22 protein-coding genes and 2 pseudogenes are annotated in these 26,941 nt (G+C 40.7%); 14 read left to right on the forward strand and 10 right to left on the reverse strand.

Features of this window, described 5'->3' with window-relative positions:
• The first annotated feature begins 12 nt into the window (after positions 1 to 12).
• The 5 genes and pseudogenes from clpX to FH971_RS06915 all read left to right on the forward strand — a co-directional run bounded on the left by clpX (position 13) and on the right by FH971_RS06915 (position 7,109).
• A complete protein-coding gene (clpX, locus tag FH971_RS06895; protein ID WP_137221581.1) occupies positions 13 to 1,293 on the forward strand; it encodes an ATP-dependent protease ATP-binding subunit ClpX in 1,281 nt (426 codons plus the stop codon).
• Positions 1,294 to 1,423: 130 nt separating this feature from the next.
• Positions 1,424 to 3,774, forward strand: a pseudogene (gene lon / locus FH971_RS06900) (endopeptidase La).
• A 263-nt stretch (positions 3,775 to 4,037) separates the two neighbouring features.
• Positions 4,038 to 4,310 (forward strand): HU family DNA-binding protein, encoded by a 273-nt coding sequence (locus FH971_RS06905; protein ID WP_137221577.1) that lies wholly within the window; start codon positions 4,038 to 4,040, stop codon positions 4,308 to 4,310.
• Positions 4,311 to 4,528: 218 nt separating this feature from the next.
• Positions 4,529 to 6,406: a SurA N-terminal domain-containing protein gene (locus FH971_RS06910; protein WP_140233807.1), complete on the forward strand. Its 1,878-nt coding sequence runs from the start codon at positions 4,529 to 4,531 to the stop codon at positions 6,404 to 6,406.
• Positions 6,407 to 6,485: 79 nt separating this feature from the next.
• Positions 6,486 to 7,109: a pentapeptide repeat-containing protein gene (locus tag FH971_RS06915; RefSeq protein ID WP_137221573.1), complete on the forward strand. Its 624-nt coding sequence runs from the start codon at positions 6,486 to 6,488 to the stop codon at positions 7,107 to 7,109.
• Here FH971_RS06915 and FH971_RS20695 read toward each other — a convergent pair.
• Positions 7,051 to 7,302 (reverse strand): annotated as a pseudogene (locus tag FH971_RS20695) (hypothetical protein). The gene FH971_RS06915 and the pseudogene FH971_RS20695 overlap by 59 nt on opposite strands.
• A gap of 195 nt (positions 7,303 to 7,497) precedes the next feature.
• Between FH971_RS20695 and FH971_RS06925 the strand changes: the two are divergent.
• Entirely contained in the window at positions 7,498 to 8,415 is a 918-nt protein-coding gene (locus tag FH971_RS06925) for an AraC family transcriptional regulator (protein WP_140233808.1), read from the forward strand.
• Positions 8,416 to 8,625: 210 nt separating this feature from the next.
• On the opposite strand, the gene fabV is transcribed toward FH971_RS06925, so the two are convergent.
• From fabV to pspF, 7 genes are all read right to left on the reverse strand, one after another.
• Positions 8,626 to 9,828, reverse strand: a complete 1,203-nt coding sequence (gene fabV, locus FH971_RS06930) for an enoyl-ACP reductase FabV (protein ID WP_140233809.1) — start codon at positions 9,826 to 9,828, stop codon at positions 8,626 to 8,628.
• A 105-nt stretch (positions 9,829 to 9,933) separates the two neighbouring features.
• On the reverse strand, positions 9,934 to 10,719 hold the full coding sequence (locus FH971_RS06935; protein ID WP_137221567.1) for a peptide ABC transporter ATP-binding protein: 786 nt from the start codon (positions 10,717 to 10,719) through the stop codon (positions 9,934 to 9,936).
• On the reverse strand, positions 10,700 to 11,707 hold the full coding sequence (locus FH971_RS06940) for an oligopeptide/dipeptide ABC transporter ATP-binding protein (protein WP_137221565.1): 1,008 nt from the start codon (positions 11,705 to 11,707) through the stop codon (positions 10,700 to 10,702). The genes FH971_RS06935 and FH971_RS06940 overlap by 20 nt, the downstream gene beginning before the upstream one ends.
• Positions 11,708 to 11,710: 3 nt before the next feature.
• On the reverse strand, positions 11,711 to 12,601 hold the full coding sequence (locus FH971_RS06945) for an ABC transporter permease subunit (RefSeq protein ID WP_140233810.1): 891 nt from the start codon (positions 12,599 to 12,601) through the stop codon (positions 11,711 to 11,713).
• Complete coding sequence (locus FH971_RS06950; protein ID WP_137221561.1) at positions 12,588 to 13,619, reverse strand: ABC transporter permease; 1,032 nt, start codon at positions 13,617 to 13,619, stop codon at positions 12,588 to 12,590. The genes FH971_RS06945 and FH971_RS06950 overlap by 14 nt, the downstream gene beginning before the upstream one ends.
• Positions 13,620 to 15,245, reverse strand: a complete 1,626-nt coding sequence (locus FH971_RS06955; protein WP_140233811.1) for an ABC transporter substrate-binding protein — start codon at positions 15,243 to 15,245, stop codon at positions 13,620 to 13,622.
• An 83-nt stretch (positions 15,246 to 15,328) separates the two neighbouring features.
• Positions 15,329 to 16,408: a phage shock protein operon transcriptional activator gene (gene pspF / locus FH971_RS06960; protein WP_140233812.1), complete on the reverse strand. Its 1,080-nt coding sequence runs from the start codon at positions 16,406 to 16,408 to the stop codon at positions 15,329 to 15,331.
• 192 nt (positions 16,409 to 16,600) lie between these two features.
• Between pspF and pspA the strand changes: the two genes are divergently transcribed.
• The 6 genes from pspA (at position 16,601) to FH971_RS06990 (ending at position 21,037) form a co-directional block, all read left to right on the forward strand.
• Entirely contained in the window at positions 16,601 to 17,284 is a 684-nt protein-coding gene (pspA, locus tag FH971_RS06965) for a phage shock protein PspA (protein ID WP_137221554.1), read from the forward strand.
• Between the two features lie 19 nt (positions 17,285 to 17,303).
• Complete coding sequence (gene pspB, locus FH971_RS06970; RefSeq protein ID WP_137221552.1) at positions 17,304 to 17,543, forward strand: envelope stress response membrane protein PspB; 240 nt, start codon at positions 17,304 to 17,306, stop codon at positions 17,541 to 17,543.
• A complete protein-coding gene (gene pspC / locus FH971_RS06975; protein WP_137221550.1) occupies positions 17,530 to 17,925 on the forward strand; it encodes an envelope stress response membrane protein PspC in 396 nt (131 codons plus the stop codon). Before pspB ends, pspC begins: the two co-directional genes overlap by 14 nt.
• A gap of 51 nt (positions 17,926 to 17,976) precedes the next feature.
• Complete coding sequence (locus tag FH971_RS06980) at positions 17,977 to 19,419, forward strand: YcjX family GTP-binding protein (protein WP_140233813.1); 1,443 nt, start codon at positions 17,977 to 17,979, stop codon at positions 19,417 to 19,419.
• 47 nt (positions 19,420 to 19,466) lie between these two features.
• Complete coding sequence (locus tag FH971_RS06985) at positions 19,467 to 20,558, forward strand: TIGR01620 family protein (protein WP_140233814.1); 1,092 nt, start codon at positions 19,467 to 19,469, stop codon at positions 20,556 to 20,558.
• A gap of 146 nt (positions 20,559 to 20,704) precedes the next feature.
• Entirely contained in the window at positions 20,705 to 21,037 is a 333-nt protein-coding gene (locus FH971_RS06990; protein ID WP_140233815.1) for a ComEA family DNA-binding protein, read from the forward strand.
• Positions 21,038 to 21,125: 88 nt separating this feature from the next.
• Here FH971_RS06990 and FH971_RS06995 read toward each other — a convergent pair whose 3' ends face one another.
• Positions 21,126 to 21,863 carry a YciK family oxidoreductase gene (locus FH971_RS06995; protein ID WP_140233816.1) on the reverse strand — a complete coding sequence of 246 codons (738 nt, stop codon included), beginning with the start codon at positions 21,861 to 21,863 and terminating at the stop codon, positions 21,126 to 21,128.
• 261 nt (positions 21,864 to 22,124) lie between these two features.
• Here FH971_RS06995 and FH971_RS07000 point away from each other — a divergent pair, with 261 nt between their 5' ends.
• Positions 22,125 to 24,611 (forward strand): VolA/Pla-1 family phospholipase, encoded by a 2,487-nt coding sequence (locus FH971_RS07000; protein ID WP_140233817.1) that lies wholly within the window; start codon positions 22,125 to 22,127, stop codon positions 24,609 to 24,611.
• A gap of 123 nt (positions 24,612 to 24,734) precedes the next feature.
• On the forward strand, positions 24,735 to 25,745 hold the full coding sequence (gene sohB, locus FH971_RS07005; RefSeq protein WP_167495991.1) for a protease SohB: 1,011 nt from the start codon (positions 24,735 to 24,737) through the stop codon (positions 25,743 to 25,745).
• 79 nt (positions 25,746 to 25,824) lie between these two features.
• Here sohB and FH971_RS07010 read toward each other — a convergent pair whose 3' ends face one another.
• Entirely contained in the window at positions 25,825 to 26,892 is a 1,068-nt protein-coding gene (locus FH971_RS07010) for a DUF3083 family protein (RefSeq protein ID WP_140233818.1), read from the reverse strand.
• Between the last annotated feature and the right edge of the window lie 49 nt (positions 26,893 to 26,941).

The raw sequence follows: 26,941 nt of genomic DNA on the forward strand, positions 1-26,941 counted from the left end.
AGAGGTAGAATAATGGGCGATAACAAAAATAACGGTGACAGCGGCAAATTGCTGTACTGCTCTTTTTGCGGAAAAAGTCAGCATGAAGTCAGAAAACTCATTGCTGGTCCATCAGTTTATGTATGTGATGAATGTGTTGAGCTATGTAATGACATCATCCGTGAAGAAATCAAAGAGATTTCGCCTAAACGTGATGAAGACAAATTGCCGACACCGCATGAGTTACGCAATCATCTTGATGACTACGTGATAGGTCAAGACCAAGCTAAAAAAGTGTTAGCTGTAGCGGTATACAATCATTATAAGCGTTTACGTAATGGCGCAATTAAAGATGGTGTAGAGCTAGGTAAAAGTAACATTTTACTATTAGGCCCAACCGGTAGCGGTAAAACATTATTGGCTGAAACACTCGCTCGTTCACTTAACGTTCCATTTGCCATGGCAGATGCAACGACATTAACTGAAGCAGGTTATGTGGGTGAAGATGTAGAAAACATCATTCAGAAGCTACTGCAAAAGTGTGATTACGACGTCGAGAAAGCTGAACGTGGCATCGTCTACATTGATGAAATTGACAAAATTAGCCGTAAATCAGATAACCCTTCTATTACTCGTGATGTTTCGGGCGAAGGTGTGCAGCAAGCGTTGCTTAAGTTAATTGAAGGCACCGTGGCTTCTGTTCCTCCACAAGGCGGACGTAAGCATCCACAACAAGAATTCTTGCAAGTGGATACCTCTAAAATTCTGTTTATCTGTGGTGGTGCGTTTGCAGGGCTTGAAAAAGTCATTGAACAACGTGCACACACTGGTACGGGAATTGGTTTTGGTGCGGAAGTAAAAGGTGAAGCAGATAAAGCGACAATTTCACAGATCCTGAGCCAAGTAGAGCCTGGTGATTTAGTGAAGTTTGGTTTAATTCCTGAATTTATTGGTCGTTTACCTGTTGTTGCAACACTAACCGAGTTAGATGAAGCTGCATTAGTACAAATTCTATCTGAACCTAAAAATGCGCTAACTAAACAATATAGTGCGTTATTTGAGATGGAAAATGTCGAACTTGAATTCCGTGATGATGCATTGCAAGCCATTGCGCAAAAAGCCATGTCTCGTAAAACCGGTGCGCGTGGATTACGTTCTATTGTTGAAAGCATTTTGCTTGATACTATGTACGATATTCCATCGAAACAAGGTGTGATTAAAGCTGTTGTTGATGAATCTGTTGTAAAAGGTGAATCAGCTCCTATTTTGATTTACGAAAATACAGAGACTCAGAAAGCGTCTGGCGAGCAATAATTACGCTGATAATAAGTAAATTGAAAAATAAGGAGTCCATTGGACTCCTTTTTTCGTATTAGCCATTGAAACTGATAACATCACCCCAATATAATCAGTATTAAGTCTTTTCATTAAACGGAATCGAGCCATGACCCAAGAGCGTGAAGCGCATATCGAACTCCCCGTATTACCACTGCGAGATGTGGTAGTTTACCCACATATGGTAATTCCGCTATTCGTAGGACGGGAAAAATCCATTCGTTGCCTAGAATCGGCAATGGAACAAGACAAGCAAATTTTATTGGTTGCCCAAAGAGATGCAGATCTTGATGAACCAACTAAGGACGATATTTTTGATATTGGTACAGTAGCCTCTATTTTACAACTACTGAAGTTACCTGACGGCACTGTGAAAGTATTGGTTGAAGGCGGTCAACGAGCCAAAATCAAAAAGTACACTCAAGAAGAAGAATTCTTCGTTGCAACAGCCGAATACCTCGAGTCAGAACAATTAAGTGACAAAGAGGAAGAAGTGTTAGTTCGCAGCGCGATTGGCCAGTTTGAAGGTTACATCAAGCTGAATAAAAAAATTCCGCCTGAGGTGTTAACTTCACTTTCTGGTATTGATGAAGCGGCTCGTTTAGCTGACACCATGGCCGCACATATGCCATTGAAGCTAGAAGATAAGCAATCTGTACTTGAGATGATAAATGTCGGCGAGCGTCTTGAATATTTAATGGCGATGATGGAATCGGAAATCGACTTGTTACAAGTTGAAAAACGTATCCGTACTCGCGTTAAAAAGCAGATGGAAAAAAGTCAGCGCGAATATTATTTGAATGAGCAAATGAAGGCTATTCAAAAAGAATTAGGCGATATTGACGAAACTCATGACGAATTTGAAGTGCTGGCGCGTAAGATTGAAGAAGCTGGCATGCCAAGTGATGCAAAAGAGAAAGCCTCTGCTGAGTTAAATAAGCTCAAAATGATGTCGCCAATGTCTGCTGAAGCTACCGTTGTTCGTAGTTACGTAGATTGGATGACTTCAGTACCTTGGAAGCAACGCTCTAAAATTAAGCGTGACTTAGCTAAGGCGCAAGAAGTACTTGATGCCGATCATTATGGGCTTGAAAAAGTCAAAGAACGTATCCTTGAGTATTTAGCCGTTCAAAGTCGTGTTAAACAACTTAAAGGACCTATCTTGTGTCTAGTTGGACCTCCAGGTGTGGGTAAAACCTCACTGGGTCAATCTATTGCTAGAGCTACTGGGCGTAAATATGTACGCGTTGCATTAGGTGGAGTTCGTGATGAAGCGGAAATTCGTGGTCATCGCCGTACTTATATTGGTTCAATGCCAGGTAAAGTCATTCAGAAAATGGCTAAAGTGGGTGTGAAAAACCCATTATTCTTACTCGATGAAATCGATAAGATGAGCTCAGATATGCGCGGCGATCCATCGTCAGCATTATTAGAAGTGCTCGATCCAGAACAGAATGCAACGTTTAACGATCATTATCTCGAAGTCGATTACGACTTATCTGATGTCATGTTTGTTGCTACGTCAAACTCAATGGATATTCCTGGCCCTTTACTTGACCGTATGGAAGTGATTCGTTTAGCGGGTTATACCGAAGATGAAAAGCTTAATATTGCAAAACAACATTTATTGAATAAGCAAATTGAACGTAACGGCCTTAAAGCAAAAGAAATCAAGGTTGATGACAGCGCTATTTTAGGGATTATTCGTTATTACACTCGTGAAGCAGGTGTGCGTTCATGAGCGTGAATTTATCGAAGATTTGCCGTAAAGTGGTCAAGCATATTTTACTCGATAAAACGGTTAAAGTTGTTGAGGTTAACCAGGATAACTTAAAGTCATTCCTAGGTGTCCAACGTTTTGATTTTGGTAAAGCTGAATCGAACAACCAAATCGGCCAAGTAACCGGTCTGGCATGGACTCAGGTCGGTGGTGACTTATTAACAATCGAAGCTACTTCAGTTGCAGGCAAAGGTAAATTAACTTATACCGGTTCGCTGGGCGATGTGATGAAAGAGTCGATTCAAGCGGCAATGACAGTGGTACGAGCTCGCGCTGAAAATCTTGGTATTAATAATGATTTTTATGAAAAGCGTGATATTCATGTGCATGTACCAGAAGGTGCGACACCAAAAGATGGTCCGTCTGCGGGTGCAGCAATGTGTACCGCGTTAGTGTCTAGTTTAACCGGTAATCCAGTACGCAGTGATGTTGCTATGACCGGTGAAATTACGCTTCGTGGAGAAGTCTTGCCGATTGGTGGTTTGAAAGAAAAGCTATTAGCAGCTCATCGTGGTGGAATTAAACATGTGTTAATTCCTAAAGAAAATGAACGTGATTTGGAAGAAATTCCCGAAAATGTGATTGCTGATTTAACCATTCACCCAGTTCGATGGATCGATGAAGTGCTAAAATTGGCGCTTGAAAGACCAGTTGAAGGCTTTGAAGTGGTTAAAAAGTAGCTTGTTAGTTAAAAATTTGCTGTAGAGCATAAAAAAAGTGAAAAAAGGGGCTTAACAAAACGCTGACCTGTGGTAGCCTAGGTCTGTGGAGAGTCAGACGCACCAAGCCCTTGGGGCATCTGACACTGAGCTGTATCCAATATCATTTTTTTGGTTTTCATACTAAGTTTGGTGCGTTATCAGACTTTTTAACATAAAGCCTCCGCAGACCGCTCTAAACACGGATTAGGTTGCGGCGCGACAATAACATTCAAGGGGATGACATGAACAAATCTGAACTAATCGAGAAAATCGCATCTGGTGCTGATATTTCTAAAGCGGCTGCAGGTCGCGCACTAGATTCTTTTATCGCTGCGGTTACTGAAGGTCTTAAAGATGGCGATAAAATTTCTCTAGTTGGTTTTGGTACATTTGAAGTGCGTCAACGTGCTGAACGTACTGGCCGTAACCCACAAACGGGTCAAGAAATTAAAATTGCTGCTGCGAACATTCCTGCGTTCAAAGCTGGCAAATCGTTAAAAGACGCTGTTAATTAATTATTAACAACGTGCCTTTGTAAGGCATTCGTAAAATAAGCACTGCTTAGGCGGTGCTTTTTACGAAAAGCAATATTGTTATGCATTGCATAGCACATATTGGGAGTATTGGGTTTTACCCGTGGTAGCGTCTGATAACTCCATATAATTTACAATAAGGCGCATTCACAAGGTGATGCGCCTTTTTATTTTATTAATCGCAACAAGCGAGAATTCAGATGTTAGAAAAAATTCGTGAAGGTTCACAGGGGATTGTTGCTAAAACAATTCTAGTACTTGTGATACTTTCTTTTGCTTTTGCCGGTGTGAGCAGTTATTTAGGCTCAAACACAGGTGTTCCTGCCGCAGTTGTTAATGGTGATGAAATTGGTGCCAACGACTTAGAGCAGGCTTTTCAAAATGAACGCTCACGTATTGAGCAACAGCTAGGCGAAATGTTTGCAACATTAGCGGCTGACGAAACTTACATGAATGGCATTAAGCAAGGCGTATTAGATCGCTTAATTGCCGATAAACTCATTGATCAAGCGGCCAATAAGTTGGGCTTGCGTGTATCTGATGATCAAATTAAACAAGCTATTCTCCAAGAGACAGCGTTTCAAACTGATGGTCAATTTGATAATGAACGTTATTTAGCCGTTTTGCGTCAGTTAGGTTACCAAACCACAAGCTTTAGAAACATGATGCGTGTTGATATGACGCGTCGTCAGTTATTAAATGCCCTTGTAGGCAGTGAGTTTGTTCTCGATGGTGAAGCTAAGCAGCTTGCAGAAGTTCAAGGTCAAACTCGAGATATTCGTTATTTAGTTGTCGACTCAACACCTTTCTTGTCAAGCGTGTCGGTGTCAGATGAAGAAGCTAAAACCTATTACGACGCTAACTTATCGCAGTACATGAGCCCTGAAAAAGTCAGCCTAGAGTATGTTGAATTAAATGTTGCTGACATGGCGAAAAATAGCGAAACTTCTGCTGAAGAAGTGCTCGCGTATTACAACGATAACAAAGCACAATATCAAACTGCTGAAAAACGTCTTGCTGCACATATTTTTGTTGCCGCAACTGACGACGACAGCGCTGATAAAGCCAAAGCTGACGCCATAGAAGCCAAGTTAACAGCGGGTGAAGATTTTGCTGAAGTGGCAAAAACTGATTCTGACGATAAACTCAGTGCTCAGCAAGGCGGTAAGTTAGATTGGTTTGAACAAGGCGTAATGGACCCTGCCTTTGATGAGGCTCTTTTTGGTTTGCAAAAAGATCAAGTATCATCAATTGTTAAAAGTGACTTTGGTTACCACATTATCAAGCTGCTTGATTTACAAGCCAGCCAAGCAACTGCTTTTGAAGATGTGAAAGCAAAAATTGTTGCTCAGTTGCAAGAAAAGAAAGCCCTTGATGTGTTCTATGGTTTACAAACTAAACTAGCCGATACCAGTTACGAAATCCCAGATACATTAGCTGAAACTGCGCAAGCCGTTAATGCTAAAGTGCAAACAACAGAGTTGTTTTCTCGTGATGACGTACCAGCTCAGTTTAATAATCCTGAGTTCATCAAAGCAGCATTTTCTGATCAGGTTTTAGCCAGCGGTTTGAATAGTGATGTGATTGAACTTGCACCAAACCATGTTGTGGTTATTCGCTTGAAAAGTCATCAAACTGCCGGTACCTTAAGTTTTGCTGATGTAAAAGCAGGTATTGTTGAGCGTTTGAAGCAAGACAAAGCTAATGAAGGTGCTCGCGATAAAGCTGCCGAATATATGGCGCAGTTAAAAGCAGGCAATAACACCTTAACCGGTGCCTCATTAACAACCTTAACTAAATTAGGTCGCTTTAATCAGGATATCGATCAAGCTATCACCAATAAAGCATTCAAAATCGCTGCTCCTGCTGAAAATAATGTCACTATTGACACTGCAGCATTAGCGACAGGTTATGCGGTTATTGTGGTTGATAAAGTCAATAAAGCTGAAGGCATTAATGACAACTTAATTAATACGCTTAAACAACGTATCGCACCTCAATACAGCGAAGCTGATTATCGTGCCGTGGTTGCCTCACTTAAAGCTGATGCTGAAATTGAGTATCCAGTTGCCGACTAATTAAGTCGTCGCAGCAGATGAAATACAAAAAAGACCTAGGCTCACGTCTAGGTCTTTTTGTTTGTAAGGGATATGAGATATGAGTCATATAGCAAAACATCAATCTAGTGAATTGTTTGTGTTATCACACTACAGCGATGACTTATTCGAATCGATCAAGGGCGTGGCTTTACAGTTCAAACATATTACATTTGAACGCTGCCATTTTACCCAATGTGATTTTAGTCAAAGTGATTTCTATCATTGTCATTTTATTGAGTGTGTTTTTAGTCAATGTAATTTAAGCGTACTCTCAGTGGTTGCCACAGAGTTTGATGATGTTATGTTTAGCGACAGTAAAGCCATCGGTATTGATTGGACTAAAGCTCAGTGGCCGCAATTTATGACTCAAACCACGATTAAGTTTGAGCGATGTTTGCTCGATGGTAGTAGTTTTTATTCGCTTCATTTACCTGATCTTTCACTTATTGACTGTCGTGCCCATGATGTCGACTTTAGAGAAGCTAATTTAAGCAAAGCAGATTTTCGTTTGACCGATTTTAATTTAAGCCAATTTAGTCATACCAATCTAACGGAGGCAAATTTTACAGATGCGTTGAATTATCAAATTGATATTACCGCTAATAACGTTAAGCAAGCCATATTCAGCCGGTTTGAAGCCATGAGTTTGCTAGAGGGCTTGGATATTCAATTGGTCGACTAGGGCCTGTTGATCTTTCAAGGTTGTTTTTGCAGCGAATTGCTGGCCATTTGTACAAGGCAGAGACTTTGAGGTGTAGTTATTCTACATAAAAAGTCGATAACGCCGTAAAAATGGTCAACAAACGCTGCCCGAAGGGTTCGGCTAAAAACGTTTTACTCTTTGTTGAATGGATTTTGCTTAGATGACTAGGCATCAATCCATTCGCCTCGATTAAAACGTTTTTAACTCGAACAAAATTCAACCAGCAAAGATCAACAGGCCCTAGCGTACATCGTTATAATTTTTTAATAAAGAAATCCGTTTTATTGCATGTATACAAACAACACGTTAATTTACATTAGTTATGCTAAATAATCGGTTGTGACCATTTTATCCAAAAGGAGAGGGCATGAGCCACAGACTTGATCAGGCATTTGAGCGTGCGTTAGCCTATTTAGATCAACACTTAAATGAACCTTTTGAGCTACAAGCGTTGGCCGATATTGCCCAAATCCCGCGATGTCATTTCGACCCATTGTTTATTGCGCTGTACCATATGCCTATTGATGCTTACGTTGAACTGCTAAAAAGCCTAGAAGCTGCCCATTTATTAGGGTTTGGTCAGCAAGTTTCTCTGGTCACTATAGCGGCTAAATTGGGGTATTGTAATGAGCAGCACTTTATCGAGTCGTTTACTCGCAGTATTGGTCAAAGCCCTGAATCGTTTCAGCAAGCGCCTGATTGGGGTGATTTTTTCGCTAAGCAGCAACCGCTTAAATCATTTCAAGCAGACATGAGTCAGCAAAATAAGCCATCTAATTCGGTTGAAATCGTATCGTTTGATGCGCAAGCATTAGCGGTGATGGAACATCACGGTGATTCGGCTCTATTACCTCAAACCATTGCAACATTTATTGATTGGCGTCGACAGCATGGCTTATCTCCTAATAACTGTAGAACCTTTAACCTGCTTTACTCAACCCCTGAGTTATCTGTTAAAACGCAATATCGAATCGATATAGGTGTATCGTTAAATACCGAAACACAAGCCAAGTTGAACCCTTTAGCGTCAGAGTTGAGTCAGATTAAGTTCAAATCAATCCCTCAAGGACGATGTGCGATGATTAAATACAGTGGTGATGATAATGGTATTGCGGCGGTAATAACCTATCTGTATCGCGATTGGGTTAATGCTAACGATGTGACGTTAAGAGATTTTCCGGTGTATTTAGAACGACTCGATATTGGTGAAAATGAGTTTGCGAATCATGAGCCAATACAACCGGTATATCCACAACATATGCTCATTTATTTACCCATTGTTTAACACAAGCAGGTAAGCCTTGATGTATTCATCATTGAGTTAGATTAATGAGTATTATAAAAACAATATCGTTGAATTTAGTCCTGAAATACATCAGGTAATAAAACGATTGTTTATCTCTGCTTAGCCATATGACATCTTGATGCACGCTAATAAAAAAGCCATAATTTAGAAAATTATGGCTTTTCGTTGCAACACTTGTTGAAGTTGAGCTTATAACTCAATTACATCAAATGTCACATTAGGATTCACGTCTGCTTCATAATCGATACCATCAATACCAAAACCGAACAGTTTTAAAAACTCTTCTTTGTATTCATCGTAGTCAGTGAGTTCGCTTAAATTTTCGGTGGTCACTAGTGGCCATAAATCTCGACAATGTTGTTGGATTTCTTCTCGAAGCTCCCAATCATCAAGGCGTAAACGGTTTTCGTCATCTACGGCTGGTGCTTGGCCATCAACGCGATATAAACGCTCACTGAACAAACGATAAATTTGTTCAATACAGCCTTCATGTAAGCCTTCTTGGCGCATTTTCTTAAACACCATAGCGATATACAACGGCATTACTGGAATAGCTGAACTGGCTTGAGTGACTACGCTTTTAAGTACCGCAACATTAGCAGAACCGCCAGTAGCAGATAATTTGGCATCAAGTGCGTGGGCTGCACGGTCTAAATCCATTTTGGCTTTACCTAAGGCGCCATGCCAATAAATAGGCCAAGTCAATTCGGTACCAATGTAGCTATAGGCAACCGTTTTGCAATTGTCTGCTAATACGCCAGCATCACTTAGCGCACTCATCCATAATTCCCAATCTTGGCCACCCATTACTGTAACGGTATCAGCAATTTCTTGCTCAGTAGCGGGCTCTACAGAGGTATCAATAATGGTGTTTTTGTTAGTATCAACAGCCGTGGCAGTATATGTTTGACCAATTGGCTTAAGTGATGAACGGATTACTTCACCAGTGTCTGGCAATTTACGTACTGGAGAAGCCAGTGAGTAAACCACCATGTCGATTTGACCTAAATCTTGCTTGATCAACTCAATGACTTTTTGTTTTGCTTGATGGCTAAAGGCATCACAGTTAATGCTTTTTGAATACAAGCCTTCTGCTTTTGCAAATTTATCAAATGCAGCAGTGTTGTACCAACCTGCGGTACCAGGTTTAGTTTCAGAGCTCGGTTTTTCGAAAAACACCCCGATGGTAGCGGCGTCGCTACCAAACGCTGAAGTGATACGCGACGAAAGGCCATAACCACTTGAAGACCCGACAACTAATACTTTTTTAGGACCATTAGCAATTTTGCCTTTGGCTTTAATAACTTCGATTTGTTCTTTTACGTTTGCTTCACAGCCTACAGGATGAGTTGTGGTACAAATAAAGCCACGAATTTTAGGTTTAATAATCATATTTAAGCTTCTTCCTTTAACATTGGCTCTAGGATAAATAGTTCGACGGCTAAATGGCACTCATTTTTGCTAAAACCCCTTCAAAATGGCAGTGGTTGGAGCAGTTTAGCGTTTTTGCATGAATTGACTTTGTTCTTGAATGAGTCGCTGGGTGTATTCGTGTTGTGGTGCATTAAACAAGGCTTCTGTGGTGGTTTTTTCTACCACATGACCATTTTGCAAAACCATTACTTTGTCACTGACATGACGCACAATATTGAGGTTATGTGACACAAAAATATACGATAGCCCCATTTCTTGTTGTAACTTTAATAATAGATTAACTATTTGCGAACGGACCGATAGATCTAATGCCGTTAGGGCTTCGTCGGCAATAATGATTTTGGGATTAAGCATTAATGCTCGCGCAACGGCTACACGTTGTTTTTGTCCCTCGGAAATCATGTGGGGATAAAAATCTGCATGTTCGGGTAATAAACCGACTTTTCTTAAGGTCTCAATAACTAATACTTTTCGTTCATGTGAATTTAATTGGGTATTAAATCTCAATGGTTCTTTAAGTAAGTTGCCAATCGACAATCGCGGATTAAGCGAGGTGGTTGGATCTTGAAAAATCATTCGAATTAAACGACAACGTTGTTTTAAGTTCCGTGCATCTAAGGCTTCACCTTCGAAGAATATTTCACCACCACTTCGTTGTTCTGCACCGACTAAAATGCGGGCGAGGGTGCTTTTACCAGAACTCACCGAACCTATAATAGCCATGGTTTCACCTTGACCCAGTTCAAATGAAATGGGCGCTAATGCTTCATAGTATTGTGGTTTAAAGTGCTTATAACCGGTTAAGTATTGTTTACTTAACCCGTCAACTTTAAGCAATGGTGTCGTCATCTTCTTGCTCACTTTTGTAAGGGAAATGGCAGGCGAAATAGCGATCTTTAATATGTTCAAGATTAGGCTGTTTTACGCATTTTCGTTGTGCCTCTGGACAACGAGGACCGAGTCGGCAACCAGCAGGTAAATGCTGTAAAGAGGGAGCTGAACCAGGCAGAGTTGGTAGTTTAGCCTTATGACGCATTTTTGCTGTATGTTCAGGTAGATTTTTAAATAATGCCCGTGTATATGGATGGTACGGCATAGCTATTATTTGTTTAACCGGTCCAGATTCCATTACCTGGCCGCTATACAAAATCGTTAAGTTATCACACCAATGCACCATGGTTTCAAGCTCGTGGCTAACTAATAAAATAGACACATTTTGTAATTGATTGAGTTGGGATAATAATCTAAAAATTTGCGCTTGAGTATTGAGCTCCATTGAATTGGTTGGTTCATCAGCAATGAGCAGTTTAGGATGATTGGCAACGGCCATGGCGATCATGACTTTTTGACATTCTCCTTCAGACAATTCCCACGGGAAACGCTTCATTAATTGTTTCGGTTTTTTAATGCCGACTTTATGTAACCATTTTAGCGAGTTTAAATAAGTATCTCGTCCGCGGCGCCAAAAAGGAATATTTTTATTGGTCACTAGGGCTTCAATCAATTGACTACCAATGGTTTTAACTGGATCTAAACTGCCGGAAGGATCTTGGAAAATCATCGCTATTTCGGTGCCCATTAAACAACGTCGTTGTTTAGCACTCATTTCTAATAAATTTTTTCCATCCCACATCATTCGGTCGGCTATAACATGCCAATTAGGGCCTAGAACACCTAAAATTGCTTTAGCAAATAGACTTCGTCCTGAGCCTGATTCACCCACAAGCCCATGAATTTCGCCTGGATTAATAGTCAAACTGACTTTTTCAAGCACTTTGACCGTGCCCTCAGGTGTATCTAATTCAATGGTGAGATTACGAACATCGAGTAAAGGCATAGGTTAATTTCTTATCGGTGCGAGCGCAGAGCGTAAACCATCGCCGACTAAGTTGACCGATAATACGGTAAACAGAATCGCGACACCTGGAATTGTTACTGTCCAAGGGGCAAGTAATAAGTTATCAAGCCCTTGTGCCACCATCGCGCCCCATTCTGGACTAGGCGCTTGAGCACCGAGGTTTAAAAAGCCGAGTGCTGCAATATCTAATATTGCCGCTGATATGGCCATAGTGACCTGAATAATCACCACATCCCAGACATTGGGCATAATGACATACCAAAAAATTTGTAATGAGTTAGCACCATCTAATTTGGCTGCTGTAACATATTGTTTTTTATGCTCTTCATGGACCGCATTGTGAATAGTACGAACAAATTGCGGTACCATCGCAATCCCAACACCCCAAAATACATTATTAAGCCCTGGGCCCATCACAGCCACCACTAAAATGGCCATTAATAATGATGGTATCGATAGCAATGAATCAAGCAAGTGGCTTAAAATACTCGACTTTATGCCGCGCATCATCCCTGACAGGGAACCAATAATAAAACCGAAAAATAGCGATGTTGCCACCACTAATAATGACATACCAAACGTCAGTTGGACGCCGTGTAAGATGCGGCTAAAAATATCTCGTCCTAAATCATCAGTTCCTAGAAAGTGTTCTACTGTGCCTGCGGGATCCCATGATGGCGGTAATAGTAACACTTGCTGGTCTTGCATCTCGGGCGAATATGGCGCAATAAAAGGCGCGAAAATGGTGAGTGTTAATAAAAATATCACTGCCCACAAACCTATTACTGCGAAGGGGTTGGAGGAAAATGTTTGCCATATCCGCCAGATAGGAGACTCAATATGGTCTTCTTGGTATATTTTAATTCGAGGCATACAATTCCTTTCTGCTCATTGGATTAATTGAGGTATGCAGCAAATCAATCAAAATACTTAACAATATAATCAATAATGAGACGGATAATATACCTGCTTGTATGACAGTATAATCTCGCTGGTAAATGCCCGAAACCAGCCAACTACCCACACCTGGCCATGAAAAAATAACTTCGACTACAATGCCATAACTAGCAAATGAACCTAGCATCAAGCCGATACTTTTTAACACTGGAATTAACGCATTAGGTAATGCATGACGAAATAATATTTTAGCTGTGTGCAAACCTCGAGCCTCTGCAGCGCGAATATAGGTTTGATTCATTACATTTAAAATAGCTTGTCGGGTAATCCTTACTATTAATGTGAAAGGCAGTACCGCTAAAGTGACCGCGGGTAATATCAAGTGGAGCAAGGCATCATGAAAAGCCGGAACGCGATAAGCTGAATCGGATAGTAAGGTGTCTACTAACATAAAGCCCGTTACAGGTTCTATTTCATAAAGTAAATTGATTTGACCTGAAATCGGTAGCCAGCCTAGATTAACTCCAAACCACATTGATAAGCTTAAGCCAAGCCAAAATACCGGAATAGAGTAGCCTGTCAACGTAACGGCTAAAATACTATTTTGCAGTGCTTTATTGGTACTTAAGGCGGCCAGTATTCCAAGAGGAACGCCAAACACTGCAGCAATAAACCCAGAAAATAGTGATAATTCAAAAGATGCGGGTAATACCGCGGATAGCTCTTCTACTACTTCTTGTTGAGAGTTGCTCGAAATACCGAAATTACCCGACAAACGTTGACGTAAATAGGCGGTAAACTGTAACAATTGGTTATCATGTAATTGATAATCGTGTTCAATTTGTTGTTGTTGCTCGATTGTTGGGTACTGAATCCCCGACAATGAGTAGGCTTTACTGACAGGAAACTGGCCCGACGCCATAAATAGCACGGCGATCATTACCAGTGATGTGGCAATAAACAGGGTTATGCGACTAATAAGGTAACGCCACATTTATTGACTTCCCTCTATTGTTTGAGTTGTTCGGGCAAACGAAATACCGCCATAAGGTCTAATTTTCATTGTAGTGATATTACTCTTTTTCAACACAATTTTTTTAGCGTGGGCAAACGTTACCATAGGAACTTGATCGCTAATAATGGCTTCAGCGGACTGATAAAAAGCTTTACGTTCAGGCTGAGTTGACACCGTTTGTGCCTGTGTTAATAAATGTTCAAAATCTTTGTTACACCATCGAGAGCGGTTGTTGTTAGAGGCTAATGCTGCACAACTTAATAATGGGGTAAAAAAGTTATCTGGATCGCTGTTATCTGCATTCCAACCAATGAGCACCGAATCATAATTAGAACTGGCTAATTTTTGAGTAAACACACTCCAATCATAGCTAATAATATTCAGCTTGACCCCAATACGGGCTAAATCCGCTTGAATAAGTTCTGCGGTTTTCAGTGCGCTAGGATTATAAATTCGCGCCACTGGCATGGCCCATACATTAATTGATAAATTAGATATCCCCGCTTGTTGAAGTAATGCTTTGGCTTTTTCGGGATTGTATTCATTAGGAGATAAGTTTTTTGAATAAGCCCAAGATGCTGGCGGTAAAACACCAGAGGCCTCAACAGCGGTATCGTTATAAACCACATCAAGAATATTATTTTTATCGATAGCATGTGCGAGTGCGCGTCTTACTCTTACATCATCTAATGGCGGCTTTTGGGTGTTAAAGGCCCAAAAGGCAACGTTTAATCCGGGCTTGGCATCAACAATAATGTCTTTATGTTGGTCAAGTATGGCTAACTCACCGGCTTTGGGTAATGCTGACACACTACAGTCACCAGTAATTAATTTGGCAATGCGGGCGGTACTTCTTGGCGTAATATCAAATACTAATTGATCGAGCTCGACCGTGGGTCCCCAATATACTGGATTCTTTTTATAGCGAATATATTCATTTTTAACATATTGGCTTAACTGAAAAGGTCCTGTGCCTACGGCGTAGTAGTCAATGTCTTCAGGGTTCCCTTGTGCTAAAAGTTGATAACCGTATTCCGCTGATAGCACTACTGCGAAATCGGTGGCGAGATTCGATAAAAAAGATGCGTCTTTACGGACTAGATGGAAGATGATTTGGTGATCGTCTACTTTTTCAATGGAGTCAATTAATTCGGCAAAACCAATGCTTTGAAAAAATGGATAACCCGTTCTACTGACTAAATGATATGGATGCAAAGTATCAATGATGCGATTAAATGAAAACAGTACATCGTCGGCATTAAAGTCTCTTGTGGGGGCAAAATGGTCCGTTCTATGAAAACTCACATGCTCACGCAGGGTAAATTGATAGCTTAAGCCATCATCGGATACCTGCCATGATGTTGCCAAGCCAGGAGTAATATCGGCTTTTTCTTGGCTGTAGTTAACTAATCGACTGTAAATTTGGTATGAGGTAGCATCAATAGTGGTGCCCGATGTCACAAGTTGTGGGTTAAAACTTTCGGGATTGCCTTCACTGCAATACACAAGGCCTGGAGGCAATTGCACTGGTCCACATGCCGCCAACATGATGCTGGAGAGACATAAAGACATCAGCTGATAGCAGCGTTTTACTATAACAGGCATTGTGTGATCATATTTTATCGACGTTGAGTGGGCATTTTAACAGGGTTCAATGCATTGGGGCAATGAACATATCCGAGCTTGACTCAGCTCTTATCGAGTAAGTTGTATTTTTTCAAAATACCTCGGAGTTGATGGTAACTTAAGCCTAATAAATCTGCGGTTTTTTTCTGATTATACTGGCCCTCAGCCAATGCGCGTTGTAACAATTCTATTTCACTGTTTTCGGTGTATTCTTTAAAATCTATTGGGAATTCAATGCTATTAAGCACCACAGATGTTGTGGTGTTAATATTGGGTTCTGTCGGTTCAGACACCGCTGTTGGGACGTGTTCAGTAGAAGTGAATTGACGTTCGCGGTTTTTTACTCGGTTTACAGGACGATAGGGGGACGCAAAAGGATCCAAAATAATATGATCAATTTCTTGGCCATCCCCCCCTTCGCGATAGACACTTCGTTCGACGACATTTTTTAATTCTCGGATGTTGCCGGGCCAGCTATGCATCATTAATTGTTCTACCGCCAGTGGACTAAAACCACTAAAATATTCCAGTGATAGTTGTCTTGCCATGCTAACAGCAAAATATTCAGCCAATGGCATAATGTCTTCGGTGCGATGACGTAATGGTGGCAAGGTGATTACATCAAAGGCTAATCGATCGAGTAAATCGGCTCTAAACTCACCATTATCAGCCAAGGTTGGTAAATCTTCATTGGCGGCACAAATAAGCCGAACATCAGATTGAACGGTTTTACTGCCACCGACTCTTTCAAATTCACCATACTCGATAACGCGTAATAACTTTTCTTGGATTAATCCAGAGGTGTTGGCTAGTTCATCTAAAAAAAGTGTTCCGCCATCAGCACGTTCAAAACGGCCTTCGTGGCGACCCTTTGCGCCGGTAAATGCACCAGACTCATGGCCAAAAAGTTCACTTTCTAATAAATTTTCACTCAGGGAAGAACAATTGAGTTTAATAAAGCTTTGATCCCAACGAGGAGATAAGTAGTGTAGTCGTTCGGCTATGAGCTCTTTACCTGTGCCGCGCTCACCAATAATGAGCACCGGCTTAGATAATGGTGCGACTTTAGACACATGTTCTAATACTTCAAGTAGTGCATTAGATTGGCCGATGAGATTATCTTGCTGGAATTGTTTGCTCAAAGTTAGTTTACTCGCAAAATTGTTAGTGAATTAGACTAATAATTAGTGAAAATCATAATAAATGGCTTGAGCATTAAAAGAAAGAAAAAGTTAAATATTTGTTTAAGTGTCTGATGTTGTTGATTTTGTAAATGTTGGCACGTAATGTGTAATACCAACTGCGACAACCACGTTAATTTTAAGGAACACATTATGGGAATTTTCTCTCGCTTCGCAGATATCGTTAATTCAAATATTAGCGCAATACTTGATAAAGCCGAAGATCCAGAAAAAATGGTCCGTCTTATCATTCAAGAGATGGAAGATACACTTGTTGAAGTACGTTCAACCTCCGCTAAAGTATTGGCAGAGAAAAAAGAATTACTTCGCCGGATTGCTCGTGTTCAAGAGCAAGTTCAAGATTGGCAGAATAAAGCTGAGTTAGCCTTATCGAAAGATCGTGAAGACTTAGCTAAAGCCGCGTTGAGTGAAAAGCAAAAAACAGTGGGTTTATTGCACACACTTGAGATGGAACTGCAAGTTGTTGAAGAGCATGTTGCTCGTTTAAAAGATGAAATCGCACAACTTCAAGAAAAATTGAATGATGCTCGTGCTCGTCAAAAAACCATCATTATGCGTAAGCAAACTGCCACTTCGCGTTTAGAAGTTAAAAAGCAGCTTGATTCAAGCAAAATCGATGATGCGATGATGAAGTTTGAACAATACGAACGTCGAGTTGAAGGACTTGAAGCACAAGTAGAATCATATGATTTAGGTAAAAAGAACGTTCTAGCTGACGAGTTTGCAGCATTAGAAGCAGAAGATTCTGTGAACGATGAATTAGCAGCATTAAAAGCAAAAATGAGTGCAAAAGCACAACCTAAATCTAAAGCGTAAATTTATTCAGAGGTGAGTTATGGATATGGATCTTCTTATTGCACCAATTATCATCTTTATGGTGGTTGTGGCACCTATCTGGTTGGTTCTTCATTATCGCAGTAAGCGACAGGTGAGCCAGGGGCTCACTGAGGAAGAATTTAATCAACTTAATGATTTAATTGCTAAAGCTGAAAAAATGAGTGGTCGCATCGAAACGTTAGAAGCGATTTTAGATACTGAATCACCGGAGTGGAGGGCAAAACATGGGCTCAGCTAATGGTCGTACTCTATACCGCAACCCCAAAAGTGGTAAAGTGGCTGGGGTGTGTTCAGGTATCGCTGATTACTTTAACTTTGAAACATGGCTAGTGCGCGTTATCGCTGTGTCTATATTGTTACTGGGTGGAACAGGAGTTGTGCTTGTTATTTATATCGCCTTATGGATGATATTAGATATTAAGCCTCTTAACTTAGCGCAAAAAGAGCAGCACAAAGATATTGAAATCAAAAAGAAAGTTTGGCAAGCGGGTGAGCCTGCAAAGCAAGCGTTGTTTGATGTTAATCGTCAGTTTAATGGATTAGAAATCCGCTTACGTCGACTCGAAGAACATGTCACCTCAGACAACTTTGATCTTAAACGCCAAATTAATAGTCTTTAATCCTTCTAATGGGCGGTTTACCGCCCTTGTTTTTGGGAGCCATTAGCCATCATGAGATTTTTAGACCGTTCCTTGTTTCACGTGACTCAAACCGCGCAATCTTTGGTTCATCGTAGTACAGATCGTCATGTTAGGTTAGCTGTCACAGGGTTATCAGGGGCAGGTAAAACAGCGTTTATCAGCGGTTTAGTTAACCAGTTATTACATGCAGGGAAAAGTGCTCAACATAATCCCTTACCATTATGGCAAGTTGCCCGTGAAGGTCGATTAATTGCGGTTAACCGTGCCATGCAACCCGATTTAGACATTGCCAGTTTTGACTATAAAGGCGCAATGAATGCATTAATCTCATCACCTCCTCATTGGCCCGCTTCAACCAAAAACATTACCGAATTACGCTTAGCGATTAAGTATCAACCCCAGCAAGGCTTGTTAGCCAAACTAACTAATACTGCCACCTTGTATGTGGATATTGTTGACTATCCTGGTGAGTGGTTACTTGACTTACCCATGCTGAAACAAGACTTTACCCAATGGTGTTTGTCGCAACAGGTTAATGTGGCGTGTTTACGTCATTCACCCTTATTTGCGGCATTTAATCAGACTGTAGAGCAGTTAGACTTAAGCCAACTAGCCGATGAACAGCAACTTAAGCACATTGCTGATTTGTATCAAAAATTGCTGGTTGATTTAGTTCGAGTGCAGGGTTTCTATCATGCTCAACCCGGGCGCATGCTGTTACCAGGCGAATATGAAAATACTCCGTTGCTGACATTCTTTCCGTTATTGTCACTAAGCCCAATTCAACATTCGGAATTGTCTGCAAGCCCAAGTGACTCAAGTTATCACGTACTTAAACGTCGTTATGAAGAGTATGTATCACAAGTGGTTAAGCCCTTTTATCGTGATTACTTTTCTCGCTTTGATCGTCAGTTAGTATTAGTTGATTGTTTAAATGCACTTAATCATGGTCAAGCTCAGTTTAATGATATGGGGCGCGCACTTAATAGCATTATGGAAAGCTTTCAATTTGGTCAGTCGAGTTTGATAAAACGTTTGTTTTCACCGCGGATTGATAAAGTACTATTTGCTGCTAGCCAAGTCGATCGAGTGACCCGTGATCAACAAAGTCATGTACTCAGTTTGTTAACCGCCATGCTGCAGCAAAGCCAGCATTACGCCAATTTTGAAGGCAGTGAAGTTGAAACCATGGCAATAAGTGCCATTAAAGCGACTCAACACGGAATGGTTAATGTAGAGGGTGTTCAACAAGAAGTGGTAAAAGGCACTGGGCTTGATGGTAAACAAGTGACTCTATATCCCGGGGATGTGCCTACATCATTACCCGATGCCGAATTTTGGCAACAACAAGGATTCAGTTTTAGCGCATTCTTACCGCCTAACTTGAGCCATATGGATGCAAATAATCCGCAATTTGAACATATTCGTCTCGATCATCTCTTAGAGTTCCTATTGGGCGATAAATTGTCTTAATCGCTTTATCCAGAGTAATCATTACAGCATTAATGTGAGCATGAGTTATGAATGAACCTACGAACAGTTCGTCAATAAAAAAATCCCAACTATTTACCGAATCAGATCTCATTGTCACTGAAGAAGCTCATTCGGCAGAAGAGCCTATCAAGCCGAACAAATCGTTCGACGATATTGACTTTATTTGTGATCAAAACTTAATAGAATTACCCGCTGAAATGGAAGACAGCATTAAACCAGTTAACGCCAAGCGGTGGTCAGTATTGGCAACATTATCGGTTATTAGTTTGGTGTTATTGGTTATAGTACAAACCGTGATGGGGTTAATTGACTCTTTCCAACAAAGCCCGTGGTTATTTGGGTTTTACGCGGTTGTGTTAGCCATTGTGAGCTTATGGGCGACAGTGGTTACTTTCAAAGAATGGCGTAAATTAGTTAATCTTAAAAAGGTAAGTGATCATCAAGATACTGCGGAGCGATTATCACAAAGTATGCAAATGGGTGAAGCTAAAACGTTTTTGGCCCCAATACTGGCTAAATACCCTAATAACGAAGCCAAACAACAATATTTACAAGCCTGTAGTCATGAACATAACGATGCAGAAATCGTGTTGTTATTTGAAGACATCGTATTAACCGAACGTGATTTACTGGCTAAAAAACGTGTTAACCGCTTTGCTGCTGAGTCGGCATTATTATTGGCAGCAAGTCCGCTAGCGGCACTGGATATGGCTATTATTTTGTGGCGTAATCAAAAAATGATCAACGAAGTCGCTGCTATTTATGCTATCGAGTTGGGTTATTGGAGCCGGATAAAGCTTATTCGTAGCATTGTGGTGAATATTATTTATGCTGGCAGTACTGAGGTGATCACCGACTTAGGTACTCAGTTATTATCAGTTGAAATGACTGGTAAATTATCGGCTCGGATTGCTCAGGGGCTTGGTGGCGGTTTACTGACCGCCAGACTAGGTTATCAAGCAATGAACTTGTGTCGCCCAGTTGCTTTTAATAAAAAGAATAAGCCTAAGTTGTCCCACGTTCATCAACATTTACTGGAAGAATTAAAGCAGTTTACCTCGTCAATGATGGCAAAAAATAAATCTAAACAAACCCAGTCAGTCGATAATAGTGAATAAAAATAGTGTGGTTTTTTTGTACAATTCAACTTTTTTGACTACAGTTAGCTTTCGATTCAGAAACGATATGGCGTTCTGAATCGTTTGAGCTTGGTAATGGAGCAGGATGCATACCAACAAACTTAAGGAAGCAAAGGAGATTTTTTATGAAATTATCATTAACAGTAACGGCATTATTTGTGTGCTTATGTTGTTTTATCAGTAGTCATTCGCTCGCCGCAGATACGGCAAAGTCTGAATCCACCAAGAAAGTCACAAAAGTAATGGATAACAAATCAACCAATATGCAAAAGGTTAATATTAATAAGGCTAGTGCTCAAGAGTTACAAACACTCAAAGGTATTGGCCAAGCGAAAGCCAAAGCAATCGTTGATTATCGTACAAAAAATGGCAAATTTACTGATTTGCAACAGTTGACTATGGTGACTGGTATTGGCGAGAAGTTAGTTAATCAGAATAGCAAAAATATGAGTTTCTAAGTAATACCGCAATCAAAAACTAAAACGGAAGCAATTGCTTCCGTTTTTTGATATTTGCGAGTGTTTAATCCACCTGAATCAAGACTCATTACTGAGCGTTTAATGCTTGACCATTAGTGTCGATAGAGTCATCACCCATCAAAAATAAATAAGTTGGCATAATCTGTTCAGCTTTTTTTAATGTTTTCGGATCTTCGCCAGGATAAGCTTTTGCGCGCATTTCGGTGCGCGTTGCACCTGGATTAATACTATTCACTCGAACAGAAGTATTGTCACACTCATCTGCTAATACTTGCATCATTCCTTCGGTAGCAAATTTAGAAAAGGCATAAGGCCCCCAATAAGCACGACCCTTACGACCAACACCACTTGAAGTAAAGATAATTGAAGCGTGATCCGCTTTACGCATAATAGGTAATAACGATTTTGTCATAATGACTTGAGCGGTCACATTAACCTTTAAAATAGCTTCAAGAGAGGTTAAATCAATATGCTCAAATGGGCCTAATGCTCCCAGTTGAGATGCGTTATGCAACAAGCCATCTAAATGACCAAACTGTTCTACAATGGTATCAGCCATATCAATATAGTTTTGTTCTGTCGCACCGCTCATATCTAAAGGGACAATGGCTGGTTTTGGATAACCTGCATTTATTATTTCATCATATACGTTTTCTAGTTTTTTAACGGTCTTACCGAGCAAAATCACGGTTGCACCATGTTTGGCAAATTCGATAGATGCTGCACGGCCGATACCGTCACCTGCACCCGTAACTAAAATAGTTTTGTTATTGAGTAAATCTTTTGCTGCTTGATATTCCAACATGATTGGTTAATTCCTCTTGGCGCAATAGCCCGTCAAATCTAGTACCGGATAAAAAATAAACGATCGTTTGAAACAAATGATTGATAATTGTATGCCAATAGGTCATTTGTATGTAACAAACTTGTAGCTAACTCAATAATTTTACGTTAACTTGATAATCGTTAAGGACTAACATAAGTCCTTGTTGGTCGCATGATTGGACTATTGTGACCAATTCTTGGGGAAAACAAAATTATTAAAACAAGATTTGGGGAAAAAAAGATGAAAAGACTCATTTTGGGTGTTGCAATAACATCTGCTCTTGGCTTAACGGCTTGTGGTGGTGACAGCTTTAACGAAGCAAAAGACAATGCTGAACCGTTAGTGCCGTTGTCACACGTTCAGTTTGATCCTGCTAATAGCTTATTACCATTACCAAACGATTTACTCTTCAGTGGTACTACTGATGGGACACTCGCTATACCTGACGAAGAAGACGGTGATTACACAAACCCTCAAATTGCACTAGGCGCATTAGACGGATGGTCAACTAGCTCACCAATTTCAATAACAATGGAGTTAGCAGACGATTTAGAAGGTAATGCATTAACACTTGATGCGGCTTCAGTTTTCCAACCTGGTGCCGTTCGTGTATTTGAAGCAACTGTTGGTGGTGCGTTATCAAGTGATGCAGAGTGCACCTCCGTACCATCAGTTTCAGCCTGTAAAGTCGGTGACGAACTTCAGTTTGGTGTTGATTTCGTCTCTAAAGCATCAGGAAATAAAGTCGCCATAGTACCGATTAAGCCATTAAAAGCGGGTCAGTCTTATATATATGCGACTACAGATCTCATTCAAGACTCGTTAGGTCGTGGTATTGCAGCGTCGACTACCTATGGCCTGTTAAAGTTAGACTTCGAAACACAACAGTTAGAAACAGCTGACCAAAAAACATTGCAGTATCTGGTTAATAGTTATGAAAAGGGATTGGCTGAAACTCACGGCGTTGACTCTGAATCAATTACTTTTTCAGGTTTGTTCACTACTCAATCAGTAGCGGATGTGTATGAAACTACAAAGTTATTGATGGCTTCTAATGCTGCTTATATGCCGGCATTTGCAGCAGCGATAACGCCAACGGGATACACTGTTGCTCAGGCAGCCGGATTAACAGTAGAAGACGGTGCAGCATATGTTGTTGCGGATATGGCTGATCTTTATACTGCCAAAATTAAACTGCCAATCTACGGTGATTGTTCATCAGCAAGCTGTGTTATTCCAATTGTTGATGGTGCACCAACGGCACCTAATGGCCATTGGTCTGCACAAGGCGATAGCCCAGTATCTGTCTTGTTGGCATTACAATCAGGTACATTAAGCCAAGAAAACTTTATTACCCAAGCTGTTGCTAACGGTGTAGACCCACAAGCCGCGCTTTCTACTCCGGCATTACTTGCAGGCAAGCAATGGCTACTTGATGATGGCACTTCGGCAGATCCAACTAAGCATTTGACTAAGTTTAATCCTATTCCAGCGATTAAAGGTTATGAAATTATTCCTGTTCAAATTACCTTGCCTAACGCGGCTAAGTTAGCTGCATTTACAACTGCACAAGGTGGAACATTTGTACCGCCAGCAAGTGGTTGGCCGACAACCATCGCTATGCATGGTTTAGGTGGTGGTAAAGAAATGGCGTTAGCCTATGCAGGTACCTATGCTGCCGCGGGTGTCGCTACCATCGCGATTGATATGCCATTACACGGTGCTCGTTCATATGACGCAAACGATGATGGCACTTATGAGATTTCCGCTACCGCACCTGCATTTGGGCCAGTTGTGGGCACGCCTGATGCGTTCACTAATGGTAATCCATTAGTGTTTGTTAACATTGCCAGTACATTGACTGTCCGTGATAATTTCCGTCAAGCAACCTTAGATCAACTTGGTCTGAGGTTATTATTGACCGGAATGGCACAACAATTAGCCGCAGACGGTGACGATCAAGTATTCGACGTGTCTAAAATCAGTATGCAAGGCCTAAGTTTAGGTGGCATTGTGGGGACGACATTCTCTACTTATGCGAGTACTGGATTAGTTAATCCTCTGACAGGAGATGCCTTGCCTAATGCTTATGCAATCAATGCAGCGTCGTTAGTCGCACCTGCTGGTGGTTTAGCTGGGGCATTTGCAGGTTCTGCCGCGTTTGGTCCACAGTTATTTGCCAACGTGACAGCATCTAGTACGTTTGCGGCTTTAGTTACAGCAGCAAATACGCCAGGTTATGAAGAAGGTAGTGCTGAATATGCTGCATTAGTTCAAGCTGTGTATGCTGAATTTATTCCTACATTTGCTTTTGCAGTACAAACCGCAATTGATTCTGCAGACCCTTTAAACCATGGCGCAATGCTCGCTGCAACGGAACTTCCTGTTCACGTCATTGAAATTGTTGGCGATGATACAAACTTACCAGACCAAACATTGCCAAACAGTGTTGAAAGTTTCCCATTGTCGGGTACCGAGCCTTTAATTGCCTCGCTAGGTCTTGGGTGTGTTGATACTACTACGCCTGGTTCTGGTGCTGTACGCTTCTCTAAAGGCCATCACAGTTCGATTGTTAGCCCTGGTGAAGTAGAGGGTGTTACCGATGGTATGGCTGCCGCAGCAACGGTTGAAATGCAGTCTCAAGTAGCTGGTTTTGCGAAAACAGCTGGTTTAGACCAAGCAACAATTGTTGTGACTAACAGCGATGTGATTCAAAGCTGTAATTAATCCTTACTAAATTAGTGCACAATTTCTTAAGAAACCCAGCAATTAGCTGGGTTTTTTATTCTCTATTTATCGACTATTGCTGTTAATATACTGCGAGATTGTCATCCCTGTATGGAGCGAGATTTGGAATTTTTATATGAATACGGTCTGTTTTTAGCTAAAGCAGTTACCATTGTTGCCGCTATTTTAGCGGTAGTAGTATTAGTGTTGGCGAGCAGCATGAAAATCAAATCTGATAAAGGTGAGTTAAGACTCACTGATATTTCAGATGAGTTGCTACAGCTCAAGCATCAGTTAAAAGAAGAGTTACTGCCTAAAAAGCAATTTAAAGCTTACGAAAAGCAGGTAAAAGCAGACGAAAAAGCGGCTGAAAAGCAGCAACTAACGACAGGAAAAGTGTTCGTTATTGATTTTAAAGGCAGTATTGATGCGCACGAAGTAGCGTCATTACGTGAAGAAGTGACCGCAATTTTAACCATTGCAGACAAAGACGACCAAGTCTTGGTTAATGTTGAAAGTGGCGGTGGCATGGTGCATGGTTATGGCCTTGCTTCAAGCCAGTTAGATCGTTTACGTCAAGCCAATATTCCGTTGTCAATTTGCATTGATAAAGTAGCCGCTAGTGGTGGTTATATGATGGCGTGTGTGGCTAATAAAGTGTATGCAGCTCCTTTTGCTATTGTTGGATCGATTGGTGTTGTGGCACAAGTGCCTAACTTTAATCGTTTGCTGAAAAAACATGACATTGACTACGAACAACATACAGCAGGTGACTTTAAGCGAACGTTAACCATTTTTGGTGAAAATACCGATGAAGGCAGAGCTAAGTTCCAACAAGAACTCGAAGAAACACATGTATTATTTAAAGAGTTTGTTGGCCGCTATCGTCCTCATATGGACATTACCAAAGTGGCAACAGGTGAACATTGGTATGGTCAACAAGCCATTGATTTAGGTTTAATTGATGAGGTATCTACCAGTGATGATGTGATTTTAACGTTAGTTAAGACCCATCAAGTGATCAAAATAAAATATCAAATGAAGAAAAAACTGGCTGACAAAATTGCCCATGGCGCATCGTTGGCCGTTAATACCGTGATGAATCGTTTAGCTGAGCGTAATCAGTCAGTATAACGTTATATTGTGAGTGATTGGATAGATCAAAAAACGACAGCATTAGCTGTCGTTTTTTATATAGTAAACCTAAATAGGTTTAGGCTTTATAACTGATGTGTTGATGAAAACGTAAAATAACATCAGCATGCTCTTTATCGATATCAAGTTCATTAGTAAATAGACGTATCGCTTCTTCTACTTGATTCATAAAGCGACCATAACCTTCGTCAGTTTCATCACTTTTACCCGCGACAATGACAAATCGGAAAGCATCTACAAGCTTATTGGCATCCCAATGGCAAATAGGTTCAGGCGACTCAGAGTGAGGGTCAAATCCAATCATCTGAAATTCGTTGGTACTGGTTAATTGCTCATACTTACTGTTACGTACAAGTGGTAATTTACCGTTAGCGACAACGGCAACACGCTTTAACTGCTTACTTGCTGTTGCTTTGATAAACTTGTCGCATAAATTTTGATAAACACTTGAAAAGTCAGTGGTATCATTTGCAAGTAATTGCTTTTTAATACGACGTTCTACCGGAATGTTGATGGTGACATAATTGAGCGTACTCACATTTTCTGGTAGCTCACAGTGGCGGCGATGATAACGGCTGTCTACAGCACGCAATTTATATCCGTACGTTTCTTTGAGTCCCTTTGCTTTGGCAAAAAAGTCATAAGAAATATGCTGGTGGTCACGGACTTTAATGGGCACATCTTTAACAGGTAATAACGGTTTTAATTCAGCGATAAATTTTTGCACATGCGAATGGAATTCAGCTGAATTACTACGAAGATCATGACCCGTGGCTAAAAATACTATTCTAAGCTTTCTTGCTCGAAAACCTGCAACGCTATGTAAACTGTTGGCTTCATGATGGGCTGGATTATAAAAAAAGCGTATTTGCTCTTCTGAGTTTAAGCAATAAGCTTCGTTGTGGAAGCGTACCATAGGTAATTTGTCAGTGGTAACAACGTGGACGTTGTACAATTCTTGTTTTTCAGCTAATTGATAAACCAATTTACTGAACTCATCGTAACAAGTTTCTAAATCACTGTAAGCATTAAGATATTCATCGGTTAATGGGAAACCAATGGTAATGTATTGATTTTTACGTGTTGCGGTGGGCAAGTATACTTTTTTTTGACGACTGACGGACATATTATTTCCTTATTGCCTTGGTTGTTGTCTAAAGTTTATCGTTATTTAT

The organism is Shewanella polaris, from assembly GCF_006385555.1.
GTDB classification, from domain to species: Bacteria; Pseudomonadota; Gammaproteobacteria; order Enterobacterales; family Shewanellaceae; genus Shewanella; species Shewanella polaris.